Origin of the sequence: Stecheria intestinalis (assembly GCF_009696165.1) — a bacterium.
GTDB classification, from domain to species: domain Bacteria; phylum Bacillota_I; class Bacilli_A; order Erysipelotrichales; family Erysipelotrichaceae; genus Bulleidia; species Bulleidia intestinalis.
Map to the genome: position 1 here is coordinate 12,181 of NZ_VUMN01000013.1, position 14,052 is coordinate 26,232.

Annotated in this window: 16 protein-coding genes; 1 reads left to right on the forward strand and 15 read right to left on the reverse strand. The window is 51.0% G+C overall.

Annotation, left to right across the window (positions count from 1 at the left end):
• Positions 1 to 187: 187 nt before the first annotated feature.
• Positions 188 to 2,485, reverse strand: a complete 2,298-nt coding sequence (locus tag FYJ51_RS06570; protein ID WP_154504441.1) for a Tex family protein — start codon at positions 2,483 to 2,485, stop codon at positions 188 to 190.
• A gap of 132 nt (positions 2,486 to 2,617) precedes the next feature.
• On the opposite strand from FYJ51_RS06570, the gene FYJ51_RS06575 reads away from it, so the two are divergent.
• On the forward strand, positions 2,618 to 3,898 hold the full coding sequence (locus tag FYJ51_RS06575) for a DUF308 domain-containing protein (protein ID WP_154504365.1): 1,281 nt from the start codon (positions 2,618 to 2,620) through the stop codon (positions 3,896 to 3,898).
• Here FYJ51_RS06575 and FYJ51_RS06580 read toward each other — a convergent pair.
• The 14 genes from FYJ51_RS06580 to FYJ51_RS06645 form a co-directional block, all read right to left on the reverse strand.
• A complete protein-coding gene (locus FYJ51_RS06580; protein ID WP_105302549.1) occupies positions 3,889 to 4,458 on the reverse strand; it encodes a DUF4352 domain-containing protein in 570 nt (189 codons plus the stop codon). The genes FYJ51_RS06575 and FYJ51_RS06580 overlap by 10 nt on opposite strands.
• The gene (locus FYJ51_RS06585) at positions 4,455 to 5,006 is read right to left on the reverse strand and encodes an LOG family protein (protein WP_105302548.1); all 552 of its coding nucleotides are present in this window, start codon (positions 5,004 to 5,006) and stop codon (positions 4,455 to 4,457) included. The genes FYJ51_RS06580 and FYJ51_RS06585 overlap by 4 nt, the downstream gene beginning before the upstream one ends.
• A gap of 21 nt (positions 5,007 to 5,027) precedes the next feature.
• Positions 5,028 to 5,768 (reverse strand): TVP38/TMEM64 family protein, encoded by a 741-nt coding sequence (locus FYJ51_RS06590; protein WP_105302547.1) that lies wholly within the window; start codon positions 5,766 to 5,768, stop codon positions 5,028 to 5,030.
• An 87-nt stretch (positions 5,769 to 5,855) separates the two neighbouring features.
• Entirely contained in the window at positions 5,856 to 6,479 is a 624-nt protein-coding gene (locus FYJ51_RS06595; protein ID WP_154504367.1) for a hypothetical protein, read from the reverse strand.
• Positions 6,469 to 6,963: an RNA polymerase sigma factor gene (locus tag FYJ51_RS06600; RefSeq protein ID WP_105302545.1), complete on the reverse strand. Its 495-nt coding sequence runs from the start codon at positions 6,961 to 6,963 to the stop codon at positions 6,469 to 6,471. The genes FYJ51_RS06595 and FYJ51_RS06600 overlap by 11 nt, the downstream gene beginning before the upstream one ends.
• A gap of 6 nt (positions 6,964 to 6,969) precedes the next feature.
• Positions 6,970 to 7,359, reverse strand: a complete 390-nt coding sequence (locus FYJ51_RS06605) for a hypothetical protein (RefSeq protein WP_135358124.1) — start codon at positions 7,357 to 7,359, stop codon at positions 6,970 to 6,972.
• Positions 7,360 to 7,489: 130 nt separating this feature from the next.
• On the reverse strand, positions 7,490 to 8,008 hold the full coding sequence (locus tag FYJ51_RS06610; RefSeq protein WP_105302543.1) for a nitroreductase family protein: 519 nt from the start codon (positions 8,006 to 8,008) through the stop codon (positions 7,490 to 7,492).
• Between the two features lie 14 nt (positions 8,009 to 8,022).
• Positions 8,023 to 8,475, reverse strand: a complete 453-nt coding sequence (locus tag FYJ51_RS06615) for a hypothetical protein (RefSeq protein WP_105302542.1) — start codon at positions 8,473 to 8,475, stop codon at positions 8,023 to 8,025.
• A 62-nt stretch (positions 8,476 to 8,537) separates the two neighbouring features.
• Positions 8,538 to 9,221: a CBS and ACT domain-containing protein gene (locus tag FYJ51_RS06620; protein WP_105302541.1), complete on the reverse strand. Its 684-nt coding sequence runs from the start codon at positions 9,219 to 9,221 to the stop codon at positions 8,538 to 8,540.
• Positions 9,222 to 9,226: 5 nt separating this feature from the next.
• Positions 9,227 to 9,931, reverse strand: a complete 705-nt coding sequence (locus tag FYJ51_RS06625) for an ABC transporter ATP-binding protein (RefSeq protein WP_154504369.1) — start codon at positions 9,929 to 9,931, stop codon at positions 9,227 to 9,229.
• 5 nt (positions 9,932 to 9,936) lie between these two features.
• Positions 9,937 to 10,716 carry an ABC transporter ATP-binding protein gene (locus FYJ51_RS06630; protein WP_154504371.1) on the reverse strand — a complete coding sequence of 260 codons (780 nt, stop codon included), beginning with the start codon at positions 10,714 to 10,716 and terminating at the stop codon, positions 9,937 to 9,939.
• Positions 10,709 to 11,782 (reverse strand): branched-chain amino acid ABC transporter permease, encoded by a 1,074-nt coding sequence (locus FYJ51_RS06635; protein WP_154504373.1) that lies wholly within the window; start codon positions 11,780 to 11,782, stop codon positions 10,709 to 10,711. The genes FYJ51_RS06630 and FYJ51_RS06635 overlap by 8 nt, the downstream gene beginning before the upstream one ends.
• A gap of 12 nt (positions 11,783 to 11,794) precedes the next feature.
• On the reverse strand, positions 11,795 to 12,670 hold the full coding sequence (locus FYJ51_RS06640) for a branched-chain amino acid ABC transporter permease (protein ID WP_235897242.1): 876 nt from the start codon (positions 12,668 to 12,670) through the stop codon (positions 11,795 to 11,797).
• 99 nt (positions 12,671 to 12,769) lie between these two features.
• Positions 12,770 to 14,014 (reverse strand): ABC transporter substrate-binding protein, encoded by a 1,245-nt coding sequence (locus FYJ51_RS06645; RefSeq protein WP_154504375.1) that lies wholly within the window; start codon positions 14,012 to 14,014, stop codon positions 12,770 to 12,772.
• Between the last annotated feature and the right edge of the window lie 38 nt (positions 14,015 to 14,052).

The window sequence follows — 14,052 nt, forward strand, 5'->3', positions numbered from 1 at the left end:
TAGTTACTCATCACCCATCACCCGAGGACAATAAGCAGACAGTCAAACACAAAAACATTTTCATGATACCTTGCGGTACTGCTCAATGATCTTGCTGATCGTTTCTGCTTATTAGCATAGTACTCACTTTCCTTTCAGAATGCAAGGATTATGGGATACTTCACACAATCCAGTATGCATGCAGGAATCAGTGCTTGTTTCCGAACCGCTCTAACAGCCTTGCGGTTGCGTCTTCCATGGTGACTGGCTTCTTCGGCTCCGGCTTGCGCTGAGCGAATTCCGGACGATTCCGGCTCTTCTTGCGATTCTTCCATGCATTGCGGTTTGCCGCATCCCTAGCTTCAATCTGCTCCGGTGGCAGCAGGCTGAGCTGCACTCTGCCCTTAGCCTCATCAATGCCGTAGACATAAACCGTGACGATATCGCCGACGGATACGACTTCACTCGGATGCGAGATCCGTTTCATCGACATGTGGGAGATATGAACCAGTCCATCTTCATGCAGACCGATATCCACGAAGGCGCCGAAGTCTACTACATTGCGGACCGTTCCGCTGAGCTGATCGCCGACCTTCAGATCCTTGAGTTCCAGCACATCGCTTCTCAGCAATGCGGTTTCAAACTGATCGCGGTAATCGCGCAGCGGCTGGCGGATGGCTTCTTCGATATCCTTCAGCGTATACGGATCGATGCCGAGCGTGCTGACCTTATCTTCCGGGAACTGCGCATCCGGAGTTCCGAGGGTCGTGATTCCGCATGCCTGCATGACTTTGCGGGCCGCATCATAAGACTCCGGATGAATGCTGGTCTCATCGAGCGGTTCATCACCGCCCACGACGCGTAAGAAGCCTGCGCACTGCTGGAATGCCTTCGGGCCGAGTTTCTTGACTTCCTTGAGCTGATTACGGTTCGTGAATCTGCCGTTCTCATTGCGGTAATTGACGATTTCCTTGGCAATGCCGGCATTGAGTCCGGAAATATGCGTCAGGAGTTCCTTCGAAGCAGTATTCACATCCGCGCCGGTGCGGTTGACTGCCTTCATGACCACTTCATCCAGACGCTCAGTCAGATCCTTCTCCGGAAGATCATGCTGGTACTGACCGACTCCGATTGCCTTCGGATCGATCTTGATCAGCTCGGCCAGCGGATCCAGCAGACGTCTTGCAATGGATACTGCCGAACGGGACTCGGTATCGAGATCCGGGAATTCTTCTCTCGCACCTTCCTGGGCAGACCAGACCGAAGCACCTGCTTCCGAGACGATGGCATACTGTACCTTCAGATTGTTGTCATGAATCAGATCGGAGATCAGCTTCTCGCTCTCTCTGCTGGCCGTTCCATTTCCGATGGCGATGATCTGGACATGATACTTATTGATGAGCTCCAATAGCTTCGCATCTGCTCTTGCAATGGCTTCCGGATTATCGGTCTTGCCCTTGAACGGATAGATGATGACGTTGTCCAGCATATGTCCGGTCTCATCGATGACCGCAAGCTTGCAGCCATTGTAGAAACCAGGGTCAAAGCCGAGCACGACTCTGCCCTTCAGCGGCGCCTGCAGCAGAAGCTTCTCCAGATTCATGGAGAATACTTCAATCGAGCTCTTATGCGCGCGATCGCTCAGATCGTTTCTGATCTCATTCTCGATTGACGGGAACAGAAGACGCTCGCAGCCATCTTTGATGGCCTTTTCCAGTTCTGCCTGAACAACGTTATTCTGGCCCTTCTCATAAGTCCGGAATGCCTGCTGTTCCAGTGCTTCCATATCATAGGAGAACGTCACTGTGATGACTTTCTCTTTCTCTGCGCGGTCAATTGCCATGATGCGATGATCCGCAATCGTCGTGATCTTCTCAGAACGATCGTAGTACATCTCATAGACATGCTTCTCATCCTGGGCACCCTTCTTCAGCTTGGTGACCAGAACGCCGGTCTTGGCAATCGTATCCTTGAACGACCAGCGGAGCTTCGCATTATCGCTGACATTTTCAGCGATGATGTCCTCTGCTCCCTGGATCGCATCTTCTGCCGTCTTCACTTCTTCATTGAGATACTTCTBTGCTTCGGCTTTCAGATCTCCGCTCTCCGGCAGCGACAGCATCCAGTCGGCAAGCGGCTGCAGTCCGTTCTTGATCGCAATGCCGGCTCTGGTCTTCTTTTTCTGCTTATAAGGCTTATAGAGATCCTCAACCTGGGAAAGCTTCGTGCAGGCCTGGATGGAATCACGGATCTCATCTGTCAGCTTGCCCTGCTGCTCGATCAGTGCAAGGACTGCTTCCTTGCGCTCTGCCAGGTTCACTTCATAGCGGTACTGCTTATCAATCGCAAGAATCTGCTCTTCATCCAGACCACCAGTCTGCTCTCTGCGGTAGCGGGCAATAAACGGAACCGTATTTCCTTCTTCCAGAAGGCTGAGCACCGTCGTGACCTGCTTCTCGCTGATCTTCAGATCTCCTGCAAGCTGTTTTACAATTTTCTCGTCCATCATGAAAACTCCTTTGCCCATCAATCTTATCATACTCTCCTGAAAGTACAGCCCTTGACAGCTTGGCGCCTCTGTATTCCGCAAAGCACTTGCATGCGCTTCTCTTTCGCAATTCGTGCTAAGATACCCTACATGAAGAACAGAAACTGGTTTGATCGGATCGGAAACTGTGCAGAAGACCTCATGGTCTGTGCAATCGGAATCCTGTTTCTGACCAACCACGTCACTGGCTGGCGCATCCTCTATATTCTGACCATCAGCTATTCTTTTTATTCTGCTTTCGGCCTTGCCTGGTCAATCATCCGGGGATACAAGAGCGGAAGCAAGATGGAGTACCTGCTGATTGCGATCCAGGTCGGCTTTGCCGTATATCTGCTGCTGACCCCGGATGATTATCTCCACTGGGTTCATGTCTTCTACGGCTGGTGGATGCTGCTGCACGCATATGTGTACCTCGTCACCTGGCACGTCGATCAAAGAGACGAGCTGCGCGGAGCAGCAGGAATGCTGGCAGCCGGAATCATTTCCGCCCTGCTCGGCATCTTCATGATTTTCGGAAGGAACCTGAATGCGAAGACAGATCTGCTGACCCTCTTTGCCGGCATCTACTTTATCGGCAGCGGCCTGATCTCTCTGGCCTATCATCTGCTGGTCACCAACCCGGATGTCACCCCGGAAAAACGCAGAGCTTTTTCGGTTCCGATGCCGGTATTCTTCTCGATCTTCCTGCCATTGCGGGCATACATCTCGATTTCAAAGCTCATCAAGGAATCCGGTCAGCAGCTCAAGCCGGAAGAACCGGATGCTGATCTCCGCGTTTATGTATACCTGAAAGGCGAAGGCCCGGAGATTCTCGGGCATCTGGATATTGCTTATCAGGGAACGATCTATTCCTATGGCTGTCATGATCCTCTGGCCAGGAAGATGTTCGGCATCTATGGGGACGGAGTCCTGATGGTATCGGAAGAAAAAGCGTTCCGCAATCAGCACCTCGAAGTTGAGCATAAGACCATTCTCTCTTATGGCATCTGTCTGACTGCAGAAGAAAAGAAGCAGCTGGAACAGAATATCACCCATATGATGGAACGCACGATTCCATGGAAACCGAAAGCACAGATCTGCGAAGAAAAAGGAATCCCTTTCGAAGGATTCCATGACTATGCAAGCAGAGTCTATGAATATACGCACTGCCAGTTCTATAAGTTCACGAAAGGACAGTTCCGCACGTACTTTGTCACATATACCAACTGCGTGCTGCTGGCCGATACGCTGATCCGCAACAAGGATCTGAACCTGATCGACTTGTCTGGCATTGTCACGCCAGGCGCTTATCTGTCTTTTCTGAACAGCGAATATCTGAATCCGAACTCCATCGTCGTCAGCCGCACGCTGTATCAGAAGCCTCAGCGGTAGACTGCTGAGAACTTCACGCAGAACAGATCGCCCAGCGATTCATCTGAGAAGTATTCCTGAAACAGCATTGAGAAGTCGGTATATCCCGACGGAACCTCGAATACCAGATTATTCGTGACCGGCGCACCTGGCTCCAGCGTATACTGGGCCGCAAACATCGTTTCGCCGCCTTCAATTGAACTCTCATAAGTGACCGGAACCGCAAAATCCGTATCTTCAGATCCACCCCACTGAACCTGGAAGTCTGAATCATACATCGGAACTGATTCCTCTGTCCTTGTATCAGTCAGCGTCATATTGACCACCAGCAGCGAATGCTCAGCAGCAGGCGTAATGCCTTCATATTCATCGGTCTGCCAGGCATCATTCACCGTCCAGTCGAAGAATGACGTATGAATGAGGTCGCCTGTTTCTCCCTGTCCGTATCCATTGGCAGAAGTCACTTCATTCTGAACTGCTGCGGTGCTTTCTGCCGGAGCCGACGTCGCAGTCTGCTCTGCGGCTGAACATCCGGAGAGAACCAGTACTGCGGCCAATGCTGTTACAGCTGCTTTTCTCATGCTTTCCCTCCTGCAATTTCCGTGAGAAGCTCAATCAGTTCTGCATATGTCCCGGGAAAAGAAATCAGATCTGCCGCATTCTGATCGGCAAATCCGCATTCTTTCATTTCCAGGATCAGACTCTGAAGCGGCTTCCAGAAACCATCCGGTCCATAGCAGATCAGCCTTCCATGATGGATCTGAAGGCGAACCTGCGAATATGCATCTGCGATCTCTTCCAGCGTTCCCGGTCCCCCAGGCATCGCCAGATATACTTCCCCGAGTTCCAGCATCTTCTGTTTCCGGGTTTCCATATCCGGGACCACGATCGTTTCCGAAAGGCCATCCAGCAGCCTGCCATGAGAAACCATGAACTGCGGCATGATGCCGATCACCGTTCCATGATGGCGGATCGCCCCTCTGGCCAGACTGCCCATCGTGCCGCAGGAAGCACCGCCATATACCAGCACGTGCCCCTGATCTGCAATCCAGGCACCTAGTTCTTCCGCTTCCTGTTCAAACTCCGGCCGAGCTCCGGAAGAAGAGCCCAGAAACACTGTAATCTTCATTCAGATTCCTTTCCGGAACTATTACTTGGAATGACGGTGCGTGAACTTGCTGCCCCAGGCAAGAACTTTCTCCCGGTTGGACGCAACCAGGACGATAATCAGAATCTGAACCGCAAAGGACAGAATCATGAACAGATATTCTCCGCGCACCAGGAAATGACCAGCAATGCAGTTGCAGAGAATCTGAATCCAGCACGATGCCGCAATGGCGAACGCAAACTTCTTCGGAGTCAGATCAGTCGTTGAGGCCAGATACGGAATAATGCCATTCGGCACTCCCGGAATCAGGCAGGCAAGCCCGATCACAAATGCAGAGTTTGCCCCGTTGATCTTATCTACCAGCCAGTTGGACTTCGCACTCTTCGGCATCAGATCATTGATTTTGCTTCCAAGCTTTCTCGCCACGAGAAAAACAAGCACATTCCCTGAGACAAAGCCGGTATAGGTCATCAGAAAGCCTCTTGGCCATCCGTATACCAGACCAGCAGCCAGCTGAATCACCATGCCCGGAATGAAGATGGAAACAACCTGCAGGATCGAGATCAGGTAGATGCTGAGCATTCCCTGCCATTTCCCCTGGGCATTCAGGTAGGCCGCAATCTCATCCTCGTCGCCTCGATTCAGCATCTGGAACAGAACAGTGAACTGCTTTCCGAAGAGGCGCACAATCAGCCAGATGGTCAGCGTGATGACCGCTGCGATCGCAAGAATCGCTAGCGCACGCTGGGCATTTTGTTTCTTGATATCGTCTGATGAACTCATGCATGCCTCTCTTCGCTAGACAATAATATGACACAGAAATGGCCAAAAGTCGACGCAAAAAAGCAGGAAGCCCTTACAGTTCCCCGCTCATTCCAACGAGCTTTCCACTGCCTGGTTCATCTCTTCCTCGCTTACGGAAGTCGTGAAGCAGAGCGAATACGATTCTCCGTCTTTGCTCCAGACAGCCAGATGATTTCCATCCTGGTCGATGGATACCCGAACCTTCACCCCGGTAATCTCCCGTTCCTCTGTTTCCTGGTATTCCGTATAGTCTCCGGAGTTGTCCTCTTCTCCGCTGCCGATCCGGTAGACCGCTTCATTTCCCGTTCCGGTATAGATCACTTCTGCCATATCCCCGTAGTTCAGATATGACACGGAAGTGATTTCAAACGGCAGCTTCGGTTCGGTGAAGGTCAGTCCGGTATCTTTCTTCAGCGTCTTTGCATCGGGCACTTCTTCTGCCGCACTTGCAAGCGCTAACCCTTCGGGGGCAGAATCCTGGCTCACCACTGCAGATCTCATCTGCACCTGCGGGATCAGAACGATTGCCAGAAGAAGCACTGCTGCTGCAGCCGTCAGCTGTTTTCCGTATCTCGCAAAGAATCTCTTCTTCGGCTTCAGATCTGCAGCGGCAATATTCTTCAGGATCTCTTCCTGCTTCTCAGAAGAGAGATGAACTTCTTCCATCAGCTCATCATACTTATTCCTCAAAGTCATAATCCTCCTTCAGAATCAGCTTCAGCTGCTTTCTGGCCCTGGCAAGATCGGAGCGCACCGAGCTCTCGCGCTTCTTCAGTATTTCTGCAATCTCTTTTGTCGAATATCCTTCTTTATAAAACAGGTAGATCGCACTCTGATAATCCCTCGGAAGAGTCTTCACCGCATCCCATACAAATGCGAGATCCGGTTTCTCTTCTGCCTTCAGCCGCTCATCCAGTTCATCAGTCTCCCGGACTTTATTGAACTTCAGCTTGTTCCGGCTCAGGTTGGCAGCTGTCTTCAGCAGCCAGCCCTTTTCCTGCTTCTCCGTGTCAAACGAAGGATCATATCTCAGCATCTGAATCAGCGTATCCTGAACAACTTCCTGCGCATCCTGCGCATTATGCACGAACGTAAAAGCCAGTCTGAAAATACTGTCTCCGTACTCGGACAGCACTTTCCTTGCCCTCAGTTCTGCATAAGATGGTTCGCTCATGAACCCTCACTTCACTTTATTCACAATGCCTAGGATGACTTCTTCAGAGAATCCGTTCTCCGTGCCCGGATTCATCGTAATGGAATAGCTGTATCCATCTGCACTCCAGACCGCATTCTCATAGATTCCTTCGGTCATCCCTTTCAGAAGAACTCCATCACTTTCCAAACTGAACGGATACTCGTTATAGTCTCCGCTCACATCTTCACAGCCGCTTCCTTTCCGGATCGTGATCTCTCCTTCATAATCTGCTTCATCCAGGCCTTCCATATAGCGATAGGAACACAGTGCATTTCCTTCAATGGAAGAAGGCACCTCAAAAGAGATTCCGGTTGCTGAAACCATCTGTTCCAAAGTCGCAGCATCTGTCCATGGATTTGCGATCGCAGTATTCATATTCTTTTCTGCACACCCTGCAAGCAGAATGCATGCATACAATAAAGCTGCTTTCTTCGTATCTTTCTTCCTCCCTATTATGAAAACAGATCAGAAGAAGAAATTGCTGCAGAAGAAGAGCAGAATCTAATCAGACTCTTATGATTCTTCCTTCCTTGATCGGGACCGGAGCCGGAATCGGATCCACAGGATAGCCGATGATGCAGTGGCCGATGCCTTCCCATTCTCCTTCAATGCCCCATTTTTTCAGAAGTTCTTTTCCTTCTTCCGACTCGAATTCTTCCTTGGCCCGATGAATCCAGCAGGCACCATAGCCAAGTGCATAAGCCGCATTGAGCAGATTGCCCATCACAAGAGCACCATCGTACACATACGTAGGAGCAGTCTTGTCTGCCAGTACGAGAATCATCTCCTGAGCACCGTAGAACGGATCCTTCTCACCGCCCATGATTCTGCAATTCATCTCGCTGAGCTGCTTCATGATAGACGGATCCGTGATGACAACCAGCTTTGCCGACTGGCGATTCATGCCGCTCGGGGCATGCAGACCAGCCTCAGCAATCTGATTCAGATCTGCTTCCGGAATCAGTTCCGGCTTATAGCCGCGGACGCTCTTCCGGTTTTCCAGAACACGGATAACTTCATTCATCTGCTTTCACCTCTTCACTTGGTCCTGACATTCTTCTTTGCAATGCCGCCATGCCTGGACATATAGGCACGCACTTCTTTCATATCGGCCTTTTTGAACGGAACAGTTACCGGTCCTTTGCCGATATTGAATGTCACGTTCTTCTCTGCTTCATCGATGTGGACCTTTGATACTTTATTCCACGGATAAAGTCTTCCGATAATCACGATGCCATCCGGGGACAGACCGCTCTGCATGAACCAGTAGACGATGCCGAGCACGACCAGAGCAATCGTCTGGGCGATGCGGAAAATACCCGAATAATTGAACATTCCCACTGCTGCAACTGCCCAGAACAGTACCGGAATCAGCCAGCGCGGACCAGCATTGGTCCTGATCTCAACTTTCTGCGAAACCCGGATCATGCGGATTTCCATAATCAGAATCATGAGATCGAGAATGTAGAACACAAGATCATAATAATCCATCAGAACTCCTCATATTTTTCTTTCTAAAAACAGCCAGGACATTGCCTGGCTATGCAGAATGCTTATTTCACCTTGAAATGCTCAGTGGTGCCGTCTTTCTTATTCTGGAAGATATCCGTGATCTCATATCCCGCATCGACCAGAACCTGGCGCATCTTCTCGACAGAGACTTCGCCGGTTGCCTTCACGACTACTTCCGTGCCGCGCTCAGCATTGTGGTAAATGGCAAGATTCTCGAGGTTTGCATTCTCCTGTGCAAACAGAGCGCATACCTTTGCGAATTCGCCCGGCTTGTCTTCCATATGGAATACGAATCTGGTTCCCTGAGTTCCGTAGCCCAGCAGCTCCACAAACGCCTGGAAGATATCCTTTTCCGTGATGATGCCGGTGATCTTTCCATCTGCCTCGATGATCGGCAGCACATTGATCTTGTGATCGATCATCTTCTTGGCGGCATCTGCGACAAAGGCGTCCGGATCAATCGTGACGACATCCGTGATCATGATGTCGGAAACCGGTGTCTTCTGCAGCAGATAATTCAGCTCATAGACCGACAGCGACGTGGACTTCACGCCTGTGCTTTCGTCTACGAGTCCGCCTGTGACCAATCCGATCAGCTTGCCGTTTTCATCAACAACCGGCAGACGATGGAAATCATGGTGTGCCATCAGATCGAGTGCTTTGCGAATGGAAGTATCCTTGGTGATGACAACCGGATTCTTCGTCATGAAATCCTTAACATACATAATGATCAGCCTCCGAGATATGCTTTCTGGACCCGCGGATCGTTTGCAAGCTCCGCTCCGGTTCCCTGCAATGTTATTTTACCAGTTTCCAGCACGTATGCACGATCAGCAATCGCAAGCGCCATCTTTGCGTTCTGCTCAACGAGAAGCACCGTGACGCCCTGCTTGTTGATATCTTCGATGATATGGAAAATTTCCTTGACCAGTAACGGAGAAAGACCCATGGAAGGCTCATCCAGCAGGATGATCTTCGGCTTTGCCATCAGCGCTCTGCCCATGGCCAGCATCTGCTGCTCGCCGCCGGACAGCGTTCCGGCAAGCTGCTTCTTGCGCTCCAGAAGACGCGGGAAGAGCTCATAGACCTTCTTCATATCTGCGGCAATACCGTCTTTGTCTTTGCGGGTATACGCTCCGAGAATCAAGTTGTCCTCAACCGTCTGCTGCGCAAATACGCGGCGGCGCTCCGGACACTGGGCAATACCCATCTCGACGATCTTGTAGTTCGGGACCTTCGTGATATCAACCCCATCCAGTTCGATCTTTCCGGATGCCGGTCTCAGAAGACCTGAGATCGTATGCATCGTTGTCGTCTTGCCGGCACCGTTCGCACCAATCAGCGTGCAGATCTCGCCGTCATTGACTTCGAAGGAGATTCCCTTGATTGCTTCAATCATGCCATAGCGCACGACCAGATTTTCCACTTTCAGCATATTCACTAATCTCCTATATAAGCCTTGATGACTTCCGGATTCGCCTGGATCTCTGCCGGCGTGCCCTGGGCAAGCAGCGTGCCGTAGTTCAGGACTGTGATCCTTTCGCAGATGCCCATGACCAGACGCATATCATGCTCGATCAGAAGAATTGAGATATGGAAATGATCTCTGACAAACCGGATBATCTTCATGAGTTCCTCGGTTTCCTGCGGGTTCATGCCGGCGGCCGGTTCATCCAGAAGCAGCAGTTTCGGTTCCGTAGCCATCGCTCTTGCAATCTCAAGTCTTCTCTGAGGACCATACGGAAGCGAACCAGCAACGGTATCTGCTTCGTCTTTCAGTTCAAAGATCTCAAGCAGGGAGAGTGCTTTCTCCTCGACTTCTTTCTCCTGCTGACGGAATCTGCCAGAGCGGATGATGCTGTCAAACGGAGAATACGTGATTGCATTGTGCATACCTGCTTTGACGTTATCGAGAACCGTCATGTTCTGGAACAGACGGATATTCTGGAACGTACGGGCAATTCCTGCCTTGTTCACGGCGATCGTATCCATGCCGTCCGTATCTTTTCCGCACAGATAGATCTTGCCGCGGGAAGGCTGATAGACTCTTGTGAGCATGTTGAATACCGTTGTCTTGCCGGCACCATTCGGGCCGATCAGACCATAGATCTCTTCCGGCTTCACATACATGTTCAGATCATTGACAGCTGTCAGACCGCCGAAATCGATTCCGAGTTCCTTTACTTCAAGAACCGGAGTTTCAGACTTGACTTCACTCATTGGTCTTCACTCCTTTCTTTGAAAAGTGCTTTTCCCTGAATTCTTCTGCCCAGGTCTTCAGCTTCTCATTATTGGAGATCAGCATGATCGCAATCAGCACGAGTGCATAGATCAGCATACGATAGCTGGACAGGAAGCGCAGCATCTCCGGCAGCATCACCAGCACGATTGTGGAGATGATCGTTCCGGTCATATTGCCAAGACCGCCAAGCACGACATAAACGAGGATCAGGATGGAAGTATTGAAGTCGAACTTAGTTGCCGCAACAGAAGAATAGTTCAGCATGTAAAGCGCACCGGCGGCCCCGGCCAGACCAGCCGATACCACAAAGGCAAGCGTCTTGGTCTTGGCGACATTGATGCCGATGGTCTCTGCCGCAATGCGGTTGTCACGGCATGCCTGAATGGCTCTGCCGCTCTTGGAATAGATCAGGTTGTAGACGATGATCAAGGCGATGACGATCAGAATCACGCCGGCAGTGAAGCTTGAGAGGGTCTGAATGCCTGCAGTTCCCATCGGGCCGCTGACGATCATGACTCCGCCCTCGCCAAGTTTCAGCGTGTTATTCACGAACGAGAAATGAAGCCCGGTGCTGTCATAGCCGATATACATGTTGTTGATCAGCGCCATGATGATCTGGCCGAATGCCAGGGTGACAATCGCAAGATAGTCGCCTTCCAGCTTCAAGACCGGAATACTGATCAGCCAGCCGATCACGCCTGCAATCAATGCGCCGACAACGATCGAGATCAGCAGTCTGACCGGACCGCTGGTAACAGAACCTGAAAGAACGGAAGAGCATACGACGGCACTGAATCCGCCGACGCTCATGAAACCGGCCTGGCCGAGGTTCAGCTCTCCGGAAACACCGACATTCATATTCAGGCCGATTGCCGCAACCGTATAAGCACAGACCGGCACAAGCAGGGAAGTGATCTGGCGAGAGAGGGAACCCGAGGATCTCAGAATCTGAACCACTGCAAACAAGGCAAGAACCAGTACATAGGAGATCGTACGCTTCCTGACTTTCGGTCCGAAGATAGATGAAAGTGCATTCTTCTTCATACGGTCTCCTCCTTATACCTTCTCATTGACCTTCTTGCCAAGCAGTCCGGCCGGCTTCAGAAGAAGCACGACAATCAGGACGCCGAACACGATGGCATCAGAGAGCTGTGCAGAGATATATGCCTTCGAGAGGTTCTCGATGACACCCAGCAGCATTCCTCCGAGGAATGCGCCTGGAATCGAACCGATGCCGCCGAGAACAGCAGCCGTGAAAGCACGGATGCCAGGCATGGAACCGAGGGTAGGATAGACAGAAGGGAACGTCGCACAAAGCAGGATCGCTGCAATTGCCGCAAGGCCGGAACCGATCGCGAACGTGATCGAGATGATCTTGTTCACGTTGATTCCCTGCAGAGCAGCAGCACCCTTATCTTCAGAACATGCACGCATCGCACGTCCGGTTTTCGTGTTGTTGATGAACCAGGTAAGTACCAGCATGATGGCAATGCAGACTGCAATCGTGACCAGGGTTGTGTAGTAGATATTGACTCCCCCGACATTCAGAGAACCGCTCAGAATCGTCGGGAAAATCTTCGTATCCGTTCCCCACAGCATCATCGCAGCGTTCTCCAGGAAGTAGGATACGCCGATTGCCGTGATGAGAACCGAAAGACTCGAAGCCTCGCGGAGCGGCTTGTAAGCAAGCCGTTCAATCACTACACCAAGTACCGTGCAGACCACCACGGAAATAATGACTGCGACGAATACCGGCAGATGGTACGTGTATATGCAGAAATATGCGGCAAATGCGCCGATCATGATGATATCGCCATGGGCAAAGTTCAGCATCTTGGCAATGCCGTAAACCATGCTGTAGCCCAGAGCGATAATCGCATATACGCTTCCCAGTCCGAGTCCGCTGATCAGGTATGACAGAAAAGACATCATATGCTGTTACCTCCCTCTACTATTATCATATGCGAAACAGAGGCTGCCAATGCAAGTGCGTGCTGGCAGCCTCCATGATCTTATTCAGTAAATCCTGTATTACTCAGCGCTGACGTAAGCACCGTCCTTGATCACAACAGCCTTCGGATCCTTGGAAACTGTACCATCAGCAGACCATGTGACACCAGTACCGGTAATGCCGTCGAATGTCATCGAGGTGAACTGTGCAATCAGAGCAGCTGTGATATCATCGGTGGAAGAATCAGCTGTCACATCAGAAGCCTCAAGAGCCTGGGCAATTGCATAAACGCTGTCATAAGCATCAGCTGCGAACTGGTTCGGAGTATCACCATAAGCTTCCTTGTACTTGGTAACGAAGCTCTGTGTCTTCTCATCTGAAGCATCAGCAGAGAACGGTGTAAGCATATACAGTCCTTCAGCAAGAGAAGTATCGAAACCTTCCAGAGTCAGGATTCCATCCATGCCATCGCATCCGAAGAAGGTCGGAGCATAGCCAGCATTGCTAGCTGCTGAGAGAATCTGAGAAGCCGGCTGATAATAAATAGGAAGGAATACCAGATCAGCACCAGCTGACTGAGCGCCCTGAATGTAAACCGAGAAGTCGGTGGTGCCTTCCTGGAACGCACCCTGATAGACAATTGAAAGTCCCTTAGCTTCAGCTTCTTCCATGAACTTCGTATAAAGTCCATTGGAATAGTTATCATCGTTGCGGTAGATGACAGCAATCTTAGTGCCAAGATCACTATGTTCTGCAATATAGTCTGCCGAAGCACGGCCCTGGTTCGGATCCGTGAAGCACATCTGGAAAACATTGCCATAAGGATTTGCTTCATTGGTCGCATCCTGGTATACGATTGCGGTCGAAGACCCGGACGGAGTAATTGCGAAGATATTGTCCTCTTTGTACAGCGGAGCAACCGACTGGCCAGCACCGGAAGTCGTGGTCAGCAGGGAAACCTGCATGCCATCATCAACCAGAGTGTTATAAGCAGAAACGGCCTGCTCGCCATCAGCCTGGTCATCTTCGAAATGGAAATCGAAGCTTACCTTGCCGCCAGCTGCGTTGATCTCATCAACAGCGATCTGAGCGCCATGCATGACAGCCAGACCATACACTGCAGCGTCACCGGTAATAGGACCGGAACCACCGAGAACAAACGGCTTGGAGCTGGTAGCTGCAGTAGCAGCAGAAGCAGATTCGGCTGCCGCAGTGTCAGAAGCTGCAGCGGTCGAGGACGATGTGCTGGAAGAACTTCCGCAGGCTGCTAATGACGCTGCCATCGCAACCGCCAGTCCTCCTTTGAAGAACTTTTCAAACTTCATAATTCCTTCCCTCGTTTTCTATCTTCTGAAGAAGATGT

Bases quoted from the DNA above. Each gene is read 5' to 3' on its own strand.
- FYJ51_RS06575 (WP_154504365.1), top strand. From the start codon at position 2,618: ATGAAGAACAGAAACTGGTTTGATCGGATCGGAAACTGTGCAGAAGAC.
- FYJ51_RS06580 (WP_105302549.1), bottom strand. From the start codon at position 4,458: ATGAGAAAAGCAGCTGTAACAGCATTGGCCGCAGTACTGGTTCTCTCC.
- FYJ51_RS06585 (WP_105302548.1), bottom strand. From the start codon at position 5,006: ATGAAGATTACAGTGTTTCTGGGCTCTTCTTCCGGAGCTCGGCCGGAG.
- FYJ51_RS06590 (WP_105302547.1), bottom strand. From the start codon at position 5,768: ATGAGTTCATCAGACGATATCAAGAAACAAAATGCCCAGCGTGCGCTA.
- FYJ51_RS06600 (WP_105302545.1), bottom strand. From the start codon at position 6,963: ATGAGCGAACCATCTTATGCAGAACTGAGGGCAAGGAAAGTGCTGTCC.
- FYJ51_RS06605 (WP_135358124.1), bottom strand. From the start codon at position 7,359: ATGAATACTGCGATCGCAAATCCATGGACAGATGCTGCGACTTTGGAA.
- FYJ51_RS06610 (WP_105302543.1), bottom strand. From the start codon at position 8,008: ATGAATGAAGTTATCCGTGTTCTGGAAAACCGGAAGAGCGTCCGCGGC.
- FYJ51_RS06615 (WP_105302542.1), bottom strand. From the start codon at position 8,475: ATGGATTATTATGATCTTGTGTTCTACATTCTCGATCTCATGATTCTG.
- FYJ51_RS06620 (WP_105302541.1), bottom strand. From the start codon at position 9,221: ATGTATGTTAAGGATTTCATGACGAAGAATCCGGTTGTCATCACCAAG.
- FYJ51_RS06625 (WP_154504369.1), bottom strand. From the start codon at position 9,931: ATGCTGAAAGTGGAAAATCTGGTCGTGCGCTATGGCATGATTGAAGCA.
- FYJ51_RS06635 (WP_154504373.1), bottom strand. From the start codon at position 11,782: ATGAAGAAGAATGCACTTTCATCTATCTTCGGACCGAAAGTCAGGAAG.
- FYJ51_RS06640 (WP_235897242.1), bottom strand. From the start codon at position 12,670: ATGATGTCTTTTCTGTCATACCTGATCAGCGGACTCGGACTGGGAAGC.
- FYJ51_RS06645 (WP_154504375.1), bottom strand. From the start codon at position 14,014: ATGAAGTTTGAAAAGTTCTTCAAAGGAGGACTGGCGGTTGCGATGGCA.